General features: G+C 46.0%; 7 protein-coding genes. 4 read left to right on the top strand and 3 right to left on the bottom strand.

Going from position 1 to position 16,038, the window contains the following annotated elements:
• Positions 1-414: 414 nt before the first annotated feature.
• Entirely contained in the window at positions 415-2,127 is a 1,713-nt protein-coding gene (locus GSQ66_RS10850) for an Ig-like domain-containing protein (RefSeq protein ID WP_162427489.1), read from the top strand.
• A gap of 233 nt (positions 2,128-2,360) precedes the next feature.
• On the top strand, positions 2,361-7,310 hold the full coding sequence (locus GSQ66_RS10845) for a T9SS type A sorting domain-containing protein (protein WP_162427488.1): 4,950 nt from the start codon (positions 2,361-2,363) through the stop codon (positions 7,308-7,310).
• A gap of 101 nt (positions 7,311-7,411) precedes the next feature.
• Here the strand turns inward: GSQ66_RS10845 and GSQ66_RS10840 are convergent, their stop codons facing one another.
• A complete protein-coding gene (locus GSQ66_RS10840; RefSeq protein WP_162427487.1) occupies positions 7,412-8,074 on the bottom strand; it encodes a TIGR02117 family protein in 663 nt (220 codons plus the stop codon).
• Positions 8,075-8,236: 162 nt separating this feature from the next.
• On the opposite strand from GSQ66_RS10840, the gene GSQ66_RS10835 reads away from it, so the two are divergent.
• Together GSQ66_RS10835 and GSQ66_RS10830 are read left to right on the top strand one after the other, a co-directional pair.
• The gene (locus GSQ66_RS10835; protein WP_162427486.1) at positions 8,237-10,795 is read left to right on the top strand and encodes a M14 metallopeptidase family protein; all 2,559 of its coding nucleotides are present in this window, start codon (positions 8,237-8,239) and stop codon (positions 10,793-10,795) included.
• A 126-nt stretch (positions 10,796-10,921) separates the two neighbouring features.
• Entirely contained in the window at positions 10,922-11,095 is a 174-nt protein-coding gene (locus GSQ66_RS10830) for a hypothetical protein (protein WP_162427485.1), read from the top strand.
• Between the two features lie 201 nt (positions 11,096-11,296).
• Here the strand turns inward: GSQ66_RS10830 and priA are convergent, their stop codons facing one another.
• Complete coding sequence (gene priA / locus GSQ66_RS10825) at positions 11,297-13,828, bottom strand: replication restart helicase PriA (RefSeq protein ID WP_162427484.1); 2,532 nt, start codon at positions 13,826-13,828, stop codon at positions 11,297-11,299.
• Between the two features lie 114 nt (positions 13,829-13,942).
• A complete protein-coding gene (locus GSQ66_RS10820) occupies positions 13,943-16,024 on the bottom strand; it encodes a thioredoxin domain-containing protein (protein ID WP_162427483.1) in 2,082 nt (693 codons plus the stop codon).
• Between the last annotated feature and the right edge of the window lie 14 nt (positions 16,025-16,038).

Here is a 16,038-nt window from a genome sequence, read left to right as displayed (position 1 = left end):
ACTCCTTTTACTGTATCAAGCACCCAATCCTTTTTTATCGGTTTATATACTGTAAGTGGCGGTAATAGTCCCGTCCTTTACTTAGATGATTTTGTCATTACTGCTACTTGTAACAGCATTAATCTTAATATAAGTAACCCTTCGCCAGTTTGCTCACCCGGATCCGTTAATATAACAGCTGCTGCAGTTACCGCTGGTAGTACATCTGGTTTAACATTTGACTATTGGACAGACGCTGCTGCTACAGTTCCATTAAGTAATCCTTCAGCAATAACTGCGAGCGGGACATACTATATAAAAGCAACTAGGGCTCCAGGCTGTTTTGATATAAAGCCTGTAACTGTAACAGTTAATACAACGCCAACAGCATCAATCTCTACATCAACTCCAACAACATTTTGTACTGGTGGTTCTGTGATACTAACTGCGGTTGCTAATCCAACTACTCCAGCAAGTGGTAACTATAGTTACCAATGGAGTAACAATGGCACTAATATACCAGGTGCAACAAACTCAACTTACACTGCTACTACATCCGGTAATTACTCTGTTGTTATAACCAGCCCTCAGGGCAATTGCCCAAGTAATCCATCTGCAGCAACAACCGTTACAGTCCTTCCTCAGCCTACAGCAGGTATAAATGGAGGACCTCAGGTATTGTGTATAGGGGCAAATAATACTACAACTTTTACTGTTAGCGGTACATTCGCCAACGGTACAGCTCTATGGACTTCCTCAAATCCAGCTTTCGAAATTCAAAATCCGGTTTTTGATTTAGCCACAGGGCAGGCAACTGCTACTGTAGTAGCTACAGGGGCTGGTAACGCAACTATAACGCTTACTACCAGCAACGCTAACTCGAATTGTAATACAGCTTCTAGTAATGTAGCGTTAACTGTAAATCCATTGCCTGTTGCAACTATAACTCCCGGCGGATCTACTACTTTTTGTGATGGTGGTTCAGTTACCTTAACTGCTAATGCAGGTGCAAGCTATTCGTGGAGTAACGGTGCTACTACCCGTGCGATAACTGTAACTCAAAGCGGTTCTTATTCTGTACAGGTAACAGATGCTAATACCTGTACCAGTAATCCGTCTGAAAGCATTGTTGTTATAGTTAATCCTATTCCTGCTACACCAGTAACAGTGGGGGGTGAAGTTTGCGGTCAGGGTGAAGTTACACTTACTGCAACTGTTGGTGGAAACGGTACACTAGTAAGATGGTATTCAGATGCAACCGGAGGAACCCCTATTGCAACCGGAGGAACTTACACCACAGCAAGCCTTTCAGCAACTACAGACTATTATGCGTCAAGTTTTAATGAGACCACTGGCTGCGAAAGTGAAAGAGTAGCAGTAACAGCAACTGTAAACCCACTGCCGGTAGCAACTATAACACCGAATGGCCCTACTACTTTCTGCCAGGGCGGGTCTGTAATTCTTACAGCCAGTGCAGGAGATTCCTGGCTTTGGAGTAACGGAGCAACCACCCAATCTATAACGGTTACTTCAAGTGGTTCATTTTCAGTAGTAGTTACAGATGCAAAAGGCTGTCAGAGTGTTGAGTCAGCAGCAACTACTGTAACGGTTAATTCGCTTCCTGTAGCAACAATAACCGCAGGAGGCCCGACTACTTTCTGCCAGGGTGGGTCAGTGACCTTAACTGCAAGCGGTGGCAACTCTTATTTATGGAGTAATGGGGCTACAACCGAATCTATTACAGTAACTACTTCGGGTAATTATACAGTGCAGGTAACAGATGGCAACAGCTGTACCAGTGCATCTTCTGCCCCGGTTGCAGTAACTGTAAATCCATTGCCAACAGTAAGTATAACCCCAACAGGCCCGCTTCAATTCTGCGAGGGTAACTCGGTTGTGCTGGTGCCAAAAGCTCTACCTGACACAGATACTTTCACATACCAATGGTTTGATGCGACCGATGATTCGGAAGTATCTGCTGAAAGAGATTATGTTGCCACTGCCTCCGGATCTTATTACCTGGTAGTAACAAACCAGAACGGATGCCAGCAGACTTCTCAGACATTAACTGTAATAGTTGCAGAAAAACCAACTGAAGCTATTGTTACAGTGGTGGGTTCCAGTACCTTCTGCGAGGGGGTAGTGTAGAGCTCAGGGCAAACCAGGCTCCATCTGGCCAGACTTATGACTATAAATGGTTTAAGGAAGGTATTGAGATACCAAATGCTACTGAAGTAAACTTAACAGCAACAGAAGCGGGCAATTACCAGGTTGAGGTAACCAACTTAATAGAAGGCTGCTCCAAAACCTCTTTAAATGTATCTGTTACTGTACTGCCACAACCAGTTGCAACTATAACCAGCAGCAGCGAGCAAAAGTGTTTGGGCACAGGCAACACAACTACTTTCTCTGTTACAGGTGATTTTTCAGGAGGAACAGCACAATGGGTAAGTTCAAACCCAGCTTTTGTGATCAGTAATCCTGTTTTTAATACAGCTACAGGCAAAGCTACCGCAACGGTTACAGCAACAGGTTCAGGTGCGAGCACAATTACATTACGCACCACAAACAATGCGGCGAGTTGTACTACAGCCAATAGCGCTGTAACATTAACTGTTAATCCATTACCAAGTACAACTATAGCCGCAGGCGGCCCTACAACATTTTGCCAGGACGGTTCTGTAGTACTCAGTGCCCCTCAGGGAGCCGGCTATACGTATCAGTGGCTCAGAGATGGGGCAGTAATTTCAACAGCCGGTACCGGTCAACAATATACCGCAAGCCAATCAGGTGGCTATACTGTAGAAGTAACAAATAGCGTTACAGGCTGTGTAGCAGTTACTCCTACAGCTACTAACGTTACAGTTATTCCACAACCAACTGCAACTATCACAGGCAACAATCAGGCAAAATGTATCGGAGCCGGAAACTCAACAACTTTCACTGTAAGTGGTACCTTCTCTGGTGGCACAGCACAATGGGTTTCTTCAAATACCAGCTTCCAGATTCAGAACCCGGTTTATTATACTACAACTGGACAAGCAACTGCAACTATTGTAGCAACTGGCACTGGTACAGCAACTATAACTTTAAGTACCTCTAATGCAGCATCGGCTTGTAACACAGCAGAGAGTACAACTACACTTACTGTAGATCCTCTGCCGGTTGCAACTATAACTGCAGGTGGTCCTACTACCTTCTGCCAGGGCGGATCAGTTGTGCTAAGTGCTCCAGAGGGTAACTATTCTTATCAGTGGTTTAACGGAACAACCGCAATTGTCGACGCAACTAACCAGCAATATACTGCCTCAACCGCAGGCAACTATACTGTACGTGTTACAAACAATACAACCACTTGCGAGGCTACAACAGCAACTGCTACCGCAGTAACAGTAAATGCACAGCCTGTAGTTTCGGCTGCATCTGCCAGCCCGGCTGCGAAGTGTGTTGGCACCGGAAACGTTACAGTTTTCGATTTAACCGGTTCAGTAGCTAATGGTACTCCATTATGGACAGTAGTTGGAACTACCGGAGGTGCAACTGTAAGTAATATCAGCAGCCCTAACACAACTGGTACTCAGGTTACAGTAGCTGGTATTGGTACCGTTACAATGCGGTTATCTTCCAGTAGCTCAGTAGCCAGCTGTACCACTGCTTTCAGAGATGTTACCTTAACGGTACATCCTATGCCAATCGCAAATGCAGGGGCGGATCAGATTCAATGCCAGGCAACATCAGGACCGAACTATTTCTGGAGAGACGGAAGTGGTAGTGGGGTAGGTTCTAATCAAAGTCTGGACGTAAGATGGACACTTAAGAGTAAAGATCCTGGAATAAACTCAGTATCCATAGGTTATGATTGGGAATATAAACAACGTGTCGATATAACAGGTGTTGGTAATGTAACACTTACTATGACTGTTACAACAAATGGGTGCTCTACATCCGATGAAGTTGTTTATACAGTTAAACCTACTCCTGTTATTACTTCTGTAGCTAGCAAGACTTATTGTAATGGAGAACAAGGTGCAGCAGTTAATTTTGCAAGCAGCGTTGCAGGTTCCTCTATTACCTGGACATCGACTAAAGATGTTGGGTTTGGAACAAGCGGAACTGGTAATATCCCTGCATTTACCGCAAATAACACTGGTACAAATCCTGTAACTACAACTGTAAGTGTTAATGCGACTGTAAACGGTTGCTCAGCCACTCAAATGTCATTTACTATTATTGTTAATCCTACTCCTAAGCTCTCCAGTTCCTTGACGCCGGCAGCTGTTTGTAGTAGATCAGCATTTAACTATACTGCAACGAGTGCCACAGCCAACACTTCTTTCAGTTGGTCACGCGCTGCAGTAACAGGCATCAGCAATGCTCCGGTATCGAATGTGGCTGGTAATGTAATTAGCGAAACACTTATCAATACTACAGCTAGTGCGATAAATGTAGTTTATGCGGTGCAAATGACAGCTAATGGCTGTACAAATACCCAAAATGTAACGGTAAGGGTTAATCCTAATCCGGTTGTTAGCTTTACCGGAACACTCGCCACTACCAGCGAATTCTTTACAGGTCAGGGGCCTATCGCTCTTTCTGCATCGCCAGCAAATGGGGTCTTTGCTGGGCCAGGTGTGAGTGGAACTACTTTTAACCCATGTACAGCGGGAGCCGGTACACACATGATTACATATACACTAACTACTGGGACAAGCCCTAATCAGTGCACTAGCACAGTGAGCAAAACTGTAACTGTCAGAGAGTCCAAATACACTGTAGTTGTTACTGCTGATCCGTTCCCGGTTTGTAGGGGTCAGAACACAGACTATAAAGCTCATGTTTACCGGGATATTGAACGAGTGATCTATCCATACATGACAAATGCTGCTGGACAGCCACTAAACGCGCAGGGGCAGGTGGTAGCTGATAATGAAGAGCCAGCTCCAAACCCAGAGTATATAGCAAACTATGTTCCTGCTAACACGCCTGCAATCATAAAGCAGTACGCCTATAGATACTTTGAAGCGAAGGTGATTTTGGGAAATAGTGGTGCAAAAGTCAATGAAGGTGATGGACAAGATACGAAGGTAAATCAATTTACTTACGGATGGACTCGTAGCAGATCTGATGGCAGTACAATAGGAAACGATGCCCGAACAAGAGGGTTTGCCGGTCTGTCTGCCACGGACTGGGTTGGTGTCTGGGTTAGCCCTAAAAATGCCGGCACAATATGCGGTCCAGGCTTAGGTGCTTTATCCAGCAGAATATACTTTAGCGAGCCACAAGGTTACTCTATGACATTAAGCAGTGTGCCTGCCTGGTGTTATAACCCTAACGATCAGAGTAATGTAACACTTACCGCGACTTTAGGAAACTTAGTTGGAGGCTGGGAAGCTGCTAATGTAACAGTTAGATGGTATCTCAGACGCAGTGGAGTAGCTGATATTTTATTGGCAACAACAACCGGAGTAAGCGGAACTACTATAAGTATTACAAAGCCAAGAAGTACATTCCAGAATGGAGATCAGGTTTATTTAGAGTTCACATCAGATATTGACACTGTAACCAGCTCAAAATGTAGCTCAGATCCTGAAACCTCTCAGGCAATAACAATAAGGATCGATCAGAATGTGGCTCTGACAGCCAACCTTACTGCTACACCAGCTCAGTGCGAAGCCGGAAGTGTAACTTTAAGTGTAACAGCTACAGGTTCTAACCTGCAGTATGCCTGGTATAAGGAAGGTTCTGCCACACCACTTGTAGATACTCAAGGAAAAATAAGCGGTGCTACAACTAATGCAATCACTATAAGCAACCTGGCTTTATCTGATGCCGGCAAGTATTATGTAACGGTAAGCAACAGTGCTACATCAGTTTGCAGCTCAACGGTTACATCCAATACTACAGAGCTTATAGTTAATCCGCTGACCAGGCTCACTTCACAGCCGCAAGGCTTAACAGTTTGTCCAGGTAGTCCGGCATCATTCAGCGCAACAGCAACCGGTACAAACCTGACTTACCAATGGTACAAAGGAACTACTGCTTTGCAGGGTGCTACTGCAGCCACATTAAATATAACATCAGTTACTGCAGCAGATGCCGGAGATTATACTGTAAGAGTTACCGGTACATGTGGCGTATTAACTTCTGCCATTGCTACGCTTATAGTTAATGAGCCTGTTGTAGCATCTCCAAACCTTACGGCTACAACACAATGCCAGGGTAGCGCTGTAACAATGAGTGTAACAGCAACAGGTACAGGTCTTGCTTATGAATGGTTTAAAGACAACGCATCTATAGGTAATAATAGCAATACGCTGAACATACCGAATGCGCAGGTAGCCAATAATGGTACTTACACTGTGAAAGTAACCGGAACATGCACACCTGGCGGGGTAATAGTGGAAATGGGTACGCTGACAATTAAACCTAATGTACCTGCGATAGGAGAAATATTCGCCACACATAAAACCGATGGAAGACCAATCACTGATACTGATCCGGTTAAAATAGGCGAGGTGGCAGTGTTTACAGTGGTAAATGACTTCGCTAAGAATGGGGAAATTGTTGAGTATACCTGGTTTGTGAAGTCTCCTGAGCAGGATGATACACAATGGGCATTTGCAGCTAAAACAAGTACAAATGTATATGAACGTGTTGCAGAAAACGATAACCCGTACGAAATCAAGGTGAATATCACTATAATCGGTTCAACGGTGAATGAGTGTTATATTTCACCTACTATCACTGCATTCTTCATAGGAACCATTACCCCACTGCCAGTAGAGCTCATGTACTTTAAAGCTACCCGCAGAGAGAATAATGCGGTACTGACGTGGGCTACGGCCATGGAGAAAAACAACGAAGGCTTTGAAGTGCAGGTATCGCAGGATGGCGTGAACTATAGACAACTGCAGTTTGTGCCGACCAAGAATGGCAACACCTCCATAAAACAGACCTACGAATTTGTAGATAAGGAAAATGGTAAGTTTGGCACACGCTATTACAGGTTAAAACAACTCGATTCGGATGGGCAGCATGCTTACTACGGCCCGCAGATGGTAATTTTTGGAGATGTTGTTAACAGTGTGTTTGTTTATCCTAACCCATTCGTGCGCGAAGTGAAACTGGATGTGGACTCGGAGAAGGATGCAACTATGGAAGTAACGCTGACTAACCTGATGGGCAAAAAGCTGATGACAAAATCGATAGAGGTAGCTAAAGGTAGAAGTTCAGCAGTGTTAGACCTGGGAGAAGGGTTACCGGCAGGCATCTACATAGTTACTACTCGCCTGAATGGCATAACAACGAATTTTAAATTAATGAAGAAATAAACTATTAGGGTTTAAAGCAGAAAGGGACGGGTACATTACCCGTCTTTTTCATTTTAGAAGGTTCTCATTCAGTACTACCAACTATAGAAGTAAGCTAGCTATTACCTGTAGTGGCGCATAACAGCATAAGGAAAGGGTGCGAACAAAGCAGCTCTTAGGCCGGCGGCTTTTAAGCCACCATTCACCCAGTTGTTGCAGTTTTTAGGGAAGTAGAATTTTTCGCGGGCCTCGTAAAAATTATCGGTAGAACTATAGCCTTTGCCTGGAATAAGCATAAAGTTGCCGTCTCTGCTCTGGAACGAACGATAGATATAGGTTACAAGCTTCTGGTATTGCCCGGGAGTGATCCGGATCGGGCGTTGGTGTTTGTTTGGCATTAAGGGCCTCCGGATATATTCCACGTGCATGGCTGATGGGGATGGCCAGAACATAGCTGAGAGCGCAACTTTTAAGGTAAGATCGCTCCACTCCGGGGTTTCCATGTAAAACTCGCGGTCTCCCCAGCCAAAACTTATATGTGTAAAACTGCTGTCTGCACCGGCAAAATGCTGCAAACCTATCTTGTTGCGCCAGTCTATATAAGGTGTCGCAACTGGTAACACGAAGTCGGTGTGGATGCCATTGGAGGTGATATAGATCTCGATATGCTCATTTTGCTGGGTTTGCGCAAAACCTGTATTTACAGGTAAAACACTAAGTATAAGGGCTGTAGCTATAGTTAGAAATACCAGTATACCTAAACTATAAACTAATCTTAAAAGCAACCTCACCAAATGTTTATTTAGCAGCATACTTACAATTTACGAAAGCTACCTATAACTATATAAACCAGTTTTGGCTAAAAAAGTATAAAACATAATTGCTGTGAAAAATCAGTAAATTTACCCCTGTAGTTTACTTCCCTTTTCATTCCTATACCTAATAACATGAGAAAATCTCTTAAGTGGCTGCCTGTTTTTATACTGATCTGGATGAATGTGCAGGTTACATGGGCGCAGCAAAGTATACAGACGCCTGAACAGTTCCTGGGTTACAAACTCGGGGAGCAGTTTACGTTTCATAGCCGTGTGCTCGACTATGTAAATTACCTGGCGGCGCAGGCACCTAACCGTATAAAACTACAGGAATATGGCAAAACCTACGAAGGTAGGCCACTGGTGCTGGCATATGTGGCATCAGAAGAGAATTTGCCACGCCTGGAGGAGATAAGGGAAAATAACTTAAAACTGGCGGGTGTACAGCAGGGACAGGCACAGGGAAGCCAGCCGGCTATAGTTTGGATGAGCTACAACATACATGGCAATGAATCGGTGAGTACGGAAGCGGTAATGCAGGTACTGTACGAACTGGCAAACCCTGCCAATACACAAACGCAGAACTGGCTGAAAAATACACTGGTTATAGTTGACCCTTGTGTAAACCCGGACGGTCGTGAGCGTTACGTGCAGTGGTACAAGCAGGCAGCGGCGCAGGGCGGAAACGCAATGCCATATGCCTGGGAACACAATGAGCCATGGCCGGGCGGCAGGCCAAACCATTATTACTTCGACCTGAACCGCGACTGGGCCTGGCAAACACAAATAGAATCGAAGCAGCGCCTGGCAGTTTATAACAACTGGCTGCCACAGGTGCACGCTGATTTTCATGAAATGGGAGTAGAAGCGCCCTATTACTTTTCGCCGGCGGCAAAGCCTTTTCACGAAAGCATAACGCCTTGGCAGCGCCAGTTTCAGAACACTATCGGCGACTATAACCGCTCTTATTTCGACAAGAACAACTGGCTGTATTTTACCCGCGAAAGCTTTGACCTGTTTTACCCTAGTTATGGCGATACATGGCCTACTTTTAACGGTGCCATCGGCATGACCTATGAGCAGGGCGGATCCGGCAGAGCGGGTTTAGCCATTAAAACACAAAGCGGAGATACACTTACCTTAACAGATAGGATTGCGCACCACGTAGCGGCCAGCATGGCAACTATGCAGGCTACTTCCGAAAAAGCCGACCAGATAAAGCAGGAGTTCAAAAAGTATTATGAGAACAATCTGAACAAACCAGGCGGCAACTATAAAGCCTTTGTAGTAAAAGCTGACGGCAACAGAGCTGGCAACGTAAAAGCACTCACCGATTACCTGGATCGTCAGCAGATACAATACGGCTATGCCGGCAAAAGCTCGTCAGGGCGGGGCTTTAACTATAGCACCGGCAAAGAAGAGAATGTAAAAGTAGGGGAGAAGGATCTGGTGATCAGCATGTATCAGCCGAAGTCTACGCTGGTGAAGGTTCTGTTTGAGCCAAATGCAGCTTTGGAAGATTCCCTGACTTACGACATAACCTCCTGGGCGATGCCTTACGCTTTTGGCGTGCAGGCGTATGCTATGAAAAAGAAACTGGAGCCGCAAAACAAACAGCATGCTGCAGCAACTATAGCCACGCCAACTATAGAAAAACCATACGCCTACCTGGTGCGCTGGAACAACCTGCAGGACCTTAAATTCCTGACGGAGCTGATGAAGCAGGGTATAAAAGTGCGCATGGCTGAAAAAGCGTTCGAAACAGACAAGCAGCAATACGCGGCTGGTACGCTTATTATAACCCGTACCGGAAACGAAAAGCTGGGTGACAAATTTGATGCTATAGTTCGTGATCTGGCTAAACAGCAAACTATAGACCTGGCTGCTACGGCTACAGGTTTTGTAAGCAGCGGTGCTGATTTCGGATCAGGTTCGGTTCGTTATCTTAAAATGCCTAAAGTAGCTTTAATGACCGGCGAGGGCGTTTCGCCATATGCTTTTGGGGAGGTCTGGCATTATTTCGAGCAGCAGATCAATTACCCGGTTACAGCCATCAATACAAGCTACTTTAAAAATGTGCCCCTGCACGAATTCGATGTACTGATACTTCCGTCAGGTAATTACAATAAGGTGCTGGACGAGCAGACGCTGGAGCAGGTAAAAAACTGGGTAAAAAGCGGTGGTAAACTAATTGCCATGGAAAGTGCAGCCGCATTTCTGGTTGGTAAAAAGGATTTTGACCTGAAGAAAAAGGGAGAGGATAAAGCGGAAGGCGAGAAGGCAAAGGAAAAGAAAGAGGAGAATCCCTACCAATACCTGAAAACCTACGGCGACCGCGAGCGTGAAGCATTGGCTGAAGAAGTGCAGGGCAGTGTGTTCCGTGTGAACCTGGATAAGTCGCACCCGTTGGCATTTGGCTACGGCGATACTTACTTTGCCCTTATCCGCTCATCAAACACATTTGAGTACCTGAAAGAAGGCTGGAACGTGGGCGTGCTTAAAAAGGACAACTATACCACCGGCTTTGTAGGCTCCGCCATAAAAGAGAAACTACAGAATGCGCTGATACTGGGCGCACAGCCAATGGGCAACGGACAGGTAATTTATATGGCTGATAATCCGCTGTTTCGTGGGTTCTGGCACAGTGGTAAACTGATGTTCGGGAATGCCGTTTTTGTTGTAGGGCAGTAACTATAGCTAAAGCTGAAAAGGTCTTCCGACATACACCGGAAGACCTTTTTTATATAATGCCATTATGTATGTTAGCTATTAACCTATATCTTAGGGCTTAGGCTTAATAACACACTATAAACTATAATGAGAGACAACCGAACCTTTAAAATTATACTTGCTATTGCCTGTTTTGGAGCTGCCGGGCTAAATGCTTATCGCTACGCGCAGGGCGATGAAGATATTATGAATATAGTGCTGGGCGTGTTGTTTCTGCTGGCCGGCATAATGTACGTTTACAGGCTACGGAAGGGGATATAAAGGAAAAACCTGAAAATCCGTAAGTTTCTTGGTAGATGCTTAAGATTTTCAGGTTTTCAACTTTTAGCCAAAGGTATCAATTTATACGCCGCGGTTTTGGAAAGGTTAGGTTTATTGTGTGAAAAGCTTAAAATATTTTAAACTTTTTTCTGAAAGTGCCTTCCCTGCTTAAAAACGATGTTTTCGGCCAAAAAATAATTCCTACATCGGGTCAACATCGGCCACCACCCTTATTCCTTTAAAGTCCGGCATCAGGTATAGTTGCTGAATAGCCATCGCGATCTGTCCCTTGGCTGTGCGCAGGTTTACGTTTTCACGTGGAATCTTAATATGTATCTCGTTCAGGAACAGATTCCGGATGCGGAAAATATATGGTATTTCAGGTCCCAGCACTTGCTGTTTCCCTAACCTGTCGGTCAGGTCCTTTGCCAGAACTATAGCTGCGTTTTCCGATGTCCGCTCATCTGCATGTTTTACGGTTACTTTTATCATGCGCACAAAAGGCGGATAGTTAAAACGCATCCGTTCTTCGATCTCATGCGCATACAAGGCTTCGTAGTCCACACTTTTTACCTTTCGGAAAATAGCCTGCATCGGGTCGCGGGTCTGGATAATAACGGTGCCCGGCTTGCCTTTACGACCAGCGCGTCCGCTTACCTGCACAAATAACTGGAATGCCCGCTCATGCGCCCTGAAATCGGGGAAGTGAATAATACTGTCAGCGTTAAGTATACCCACCAGACTCACATTTTCGAAGTCCAGGCCTTTGGTTACCATTTGCGTGCCTACCAGCACGTTGGTCTTTCCATTCTCAAAATCGGCGATGATCTGCTGGTAACTGTTTTTCTTTTTGGTAGTATCCAGGTCCATGCGCTGCACCTCGGCGCTTGGCAGCATCAGTTTCAGGTCGTCTTCTATCTTTTCGGTACCAAAGCCCATGCTTTTCAGCGTAGTTGCGCCACAGGCCGGGCAATCAGAAGGCATACGTTCGTGGTAGCCGCAGTAATGACATCGCAGCTCACCGCTGAATTTATGGTAAGATAAGCTCACGGCACAGTTACGGCACTTCGGGATCCAGGAGCATTCGTCGCAGGAAATGAAAGGCGCGTAGCCACGTCGGTTCTGGAAAAGGATAACCTGTTCCTTTCGTTTCAGGCGCGCCTCAATACCATCTAACAGCTTGCTCGAAAAGTGGCTGTGCATGGATTTGCGCTGCTGCTCTTCGCGGGTATTCACCAGTTCCACGTCGGGTAGTTGCGCTTCGCCGAAGCGTTTCAGCATCATTACAAGCCCCCAGCGGTCGGTTTTGCAGTTATAGTAGGTCTCTATAGATGGTGTGGCAGAACCCAGCAAGGTTTTAGCTCCCTGCAAATGTGCCATCATCAGGGCAGTTTCGCGGGCATTGTAGCGCGGAGCCGGGTCGTATTGCTTGTAACTGGCTTCGTGCTCTTCGTCAACTATAATCAGCGACAAATTATGGAACGGCAGGAAAACAGCAGAGCGCACGCCAACCACCACCTGGAACCTGCCCGAAAGCACACCCTGCCACACTTCAGCCCGCTCGTTATCTGAGAACTTGGAATGGTACACGCCCAGTTTTTCGCCAAACACTTTCATCAGGCGGGTTACGATCTGGGCCGTAAGGGCAATTTCGGGGAGCAGGTATAACACCTGACCGCCGCCTTCCAGGGCATGTTTTATCAGGTCGATATATACTTCAGTTTTACCGCTACCTGTAACGCCATGCAACAGCACAGTATCTTTCTCCTTAAACAAGCCCAGTATTTCATCTTTCGCCTGCAGCTGGTGCTCCGATAAATTCATGGGCAGCTGGCGCGGCGAATCATCAACCGGGAAACGGGAAATGATCTGGTCGAACTGCTCCAGCACTCCTTTCTTTATCAGCGAATCGATGGATGATTTGGACAGGTGCGGGTTATTGGTAAGTGCTGATTTCTCGATGCCTTTATAGTTCAGGTTTACGTCCTGGTGCACCGGTACTTTCTGCAGGTAATTTAACAGAATGTCGAGCTGCTTTGGTCTTGGCGTCAGCTGCTCGAACAGTTCTTCCAGCATGCCTTCTCCGTGCACAAAATGTTCGCTCAGGCGAATCTTCTTCACCACCTTGGGCGAGAATTTGTCGCTTACCTGCTCGTATATAATGATCGCTTCTTTCTGGATCAGCGATTTAATGTATTTGTGGTAGCTTTTAACCTGCAACAGGTTGCCAATATCCGTAAAGGTCATGGCCTGGTTGTGCTGCAGCGCGTAAATTATCTTCACTTCCTGAGCAGCCAGCGGAATGTCGTCTTCTTCGGGGTTAAAGTGCGGGTGCAACTGTATCCGCGACTCGCTGCTGAGTTTTAAAGCAGAGGGCAACGCAGCATTGATCACTTCGCCGAGTGTGCACATATAGTAATCCGCAATCCACTTAAAAAGCTTGAGCTGTGGTACGGTAACTATAGGCGTATCGTCCAGCACATCCAGTATATACTTGGCCTGGTAATCTGCCGGGGCTTGTTCGTGAATTTCGGCAACTATACAGCTAAGCACCCTTTTAGCGCCGAACTGCACAATTACCCGCACACCGACCAGTACCTCATCATTCATCTCGAACGGAATGCGGTAGGTGTATAGTTTAGGCAACGGCAGGGGCAGGATCACATCAGCAAAAAGCGTAACGCGGTCTACGGCCGGCTCGGGCGGGTAATTAAAATTGAGTAGCTCTGACAAGGGTGCAATCTATACGTGATCTATACAAATGTCGGGAAAAAGCACGACATGTAGCAAGGTGCAGATTAAGATTAAAGATGTGAAGAAGAACCTGTTTATAGTTTGCAGCCAGAACTATAGACCAGGGAACTTGCTTTCCTGTTGCCAGCCCTGTAGTTGTTTGAGCGCTTCGGCAGGAGTGTGCACCGGTAGCTGGCAGGTTTTGTTATAGCACACATAAATGGTGGTTTTGCCATTGACAGGAATTTTGTCGGAGAGGAGCGGGAGCTTGCTTTTATGATCGCTACCCATCAGGATCATGTTGGGCAGGTAAAAAACACTCAGTTCTTCGCGCATTTGTGGCACCTGCTTGCCAACTATAGCTACCTCGGCGGTTGGGGTAAGTTTACTATAGTATAGAATGGCCCAGTTGCTCAGGTGGGATGGCTCTTTGATAATCAGCGGAATGACGGTATTCAGCATTTTGTTAGCTGTTTGCTGATAGGCTTCATTATCGAAATACAGGCCCAGCAAGTGCAGGTTTATAGCCATTACAGAGTTAGACGAAGGAATAACATTGTCGAAGATCTCCTTTTTACGGGCAATCAGCTTTTCAGCGGTTTGGTCTGTAAAGTAAAACATGCCATCTTCCTTATCCAGGAAGTTAGACAATGTGTAATCTGTAAAGCGTTTTGCCTGTGTAAGCCATTCTTCGTTAAAAGTTACTTCATAAAGCCGGATCAGGGCAGCTATCAGCAAAGCATAATCTTCCAGGAAGCCATCTATAGTTGTTTTGCCATTTTTATAGTTGTGGCACAGTTTATTTCCTTCTCTGATCTTCTCGAATATGAAATCGACGTTCTTAAGTGCCAGGTCCAGGAAGCGTTTTTCCCCGAAAACACTGTAAGCATCTGCCAGTGCTTTCAGCATCAGGGCATTCCAGGAGCAAAGTATCTTGTCATCCAACGCGGGGCTTATGCGTTTGGCGCGCACTTTCATCAGCTTTGCCTTCCATTCCATAACCATTTCCTGCAGCACTTCCAGTTCCAGTTCGTTCTCTCTGGCAAATGCTTCGTCGCTTTCGAGGCGGTGCAGTATGTTGCGGCCATGCTCAAAATTGCCGGCGGCCGTAACGTTATAGTATTTCGAGAAAAGCGGTTCCTCGTCTTTCAGGATCTTTTGCAGTTCATCCCGGGTAAATGTATAAAACCTGCCTTCTTCGCCTTCACTGTCGGCATCCAGCGACGAGTAGAAACCATATTCCTCACTCATCAGCTCACGCTCCACAAACTTTATAGTTTCGTACACCACCTGTTTGTAAAGCGGGTCTTTGGTAACCTGGTAAGCTTCGGCATAGAGTGTAACTAGCTGGGCATTATCGTAAAGCATCTTCTCGAAATGTGGTACCAGCCAGTCTGCATCCACAGCGTAACGTGCAAAACCACCTCCTACCTGGTCGTAAATTCCACCATAAGCCATTTGGCTAAGTGTCAGGTTTACATGTGCCAGGGCTGTTTCGCTTTGGGTATGATGGCTGTAACGCAACAAGAATAGGAAGTTAGAAGGCATCGGGAATTTAGGAGCCGGAGACAAGCCGCCTTTCTTCTTGTCAAAGCGCTTGCTGAGATTGCGGTATAGTTGCTGCAGATCCTCTTCTGATACCTGACTATCACTTTGTTTCAGGCCGTATTTATCCAGGTCGCTCGCATTCAGGTGCTCTGCAAATTGCTCGGCAGTCTCGTTCAGTTCCTGGCGGTTTTGCTTATAGGCGTTGGCAATGTTCTGCAGCAGTTGTACCCATTGCTGCGGGGCAAAGTATGTTCCGCCATAAAAAGGCTTGGCTTCGGAAGTCAGGAACACATTTAATGGCCAACCGCCCTGCATTCCCATGGCGTGCACAGCATCTATATAAACAGCATCTACATCAGGGCGCTCTTCGCGGTCTGCTTTTATGCAAACAAAGTGCTCATTCATCACATCTGCCACCTTCTGGTTCTCAAAAGACTGATGCTCCATAACATGGCACCAATGGCAGGCGGCATATCCAATACTTACCAATATAGGCTTGTCTTCCTGTTTGGCACGTTGCAAGGCTTCTTCGCCCCATGCATACCAGTCTACAGGGTTGTAAGCATGCTGTAACAGGTAAGGACTGCTTTCTTTAATAAGCCGGTTTGGTTTCTTGTCTGCCGGGTTAGTATGTGCTGGTGGATTCATACTTTATTTTACGC

Origin of the sequence: Pontibacter pudoricolor, from assembly GCF_010092985.1 — a bacterium.
Classification (GTDB): domain Bacteria; phylum Bacteroidota; class Bacteroidia; order Cytophagales; family Hymenobacteraceae; genus Pontibacter; species Pontibacter pudoricolor.
Note: the sequence above shows the minus strand (reverse complement) of the source record. Positions and strands in the feature narration are given on the sequence as shown.

Bases quoted from the DNA above. Each gene is read 5' to 3' on its own strand.
- GSQ66_RS10835 (WP_162427486.1), top strand. From the start codon at position 8,237: ATGAGAAAATCTCTTAAGTGGCTGCCTGTTTTTATACTGATCTGGATG.
- GSQ66_RS10830 (WP_162427485.1), top strand. From the start codon at position 10,922: ATGAGAGACAACCGAACCTTTAAAATTATACTTGCTATTGCCTGTTTT.
- GSQ66_RS10820 (WP_162427483.1), bottom strand. From the start codon at position 16,024: ATGAATCCACCAGCACATACTAACCCGGCAGACAAGAAACCAAACCGG.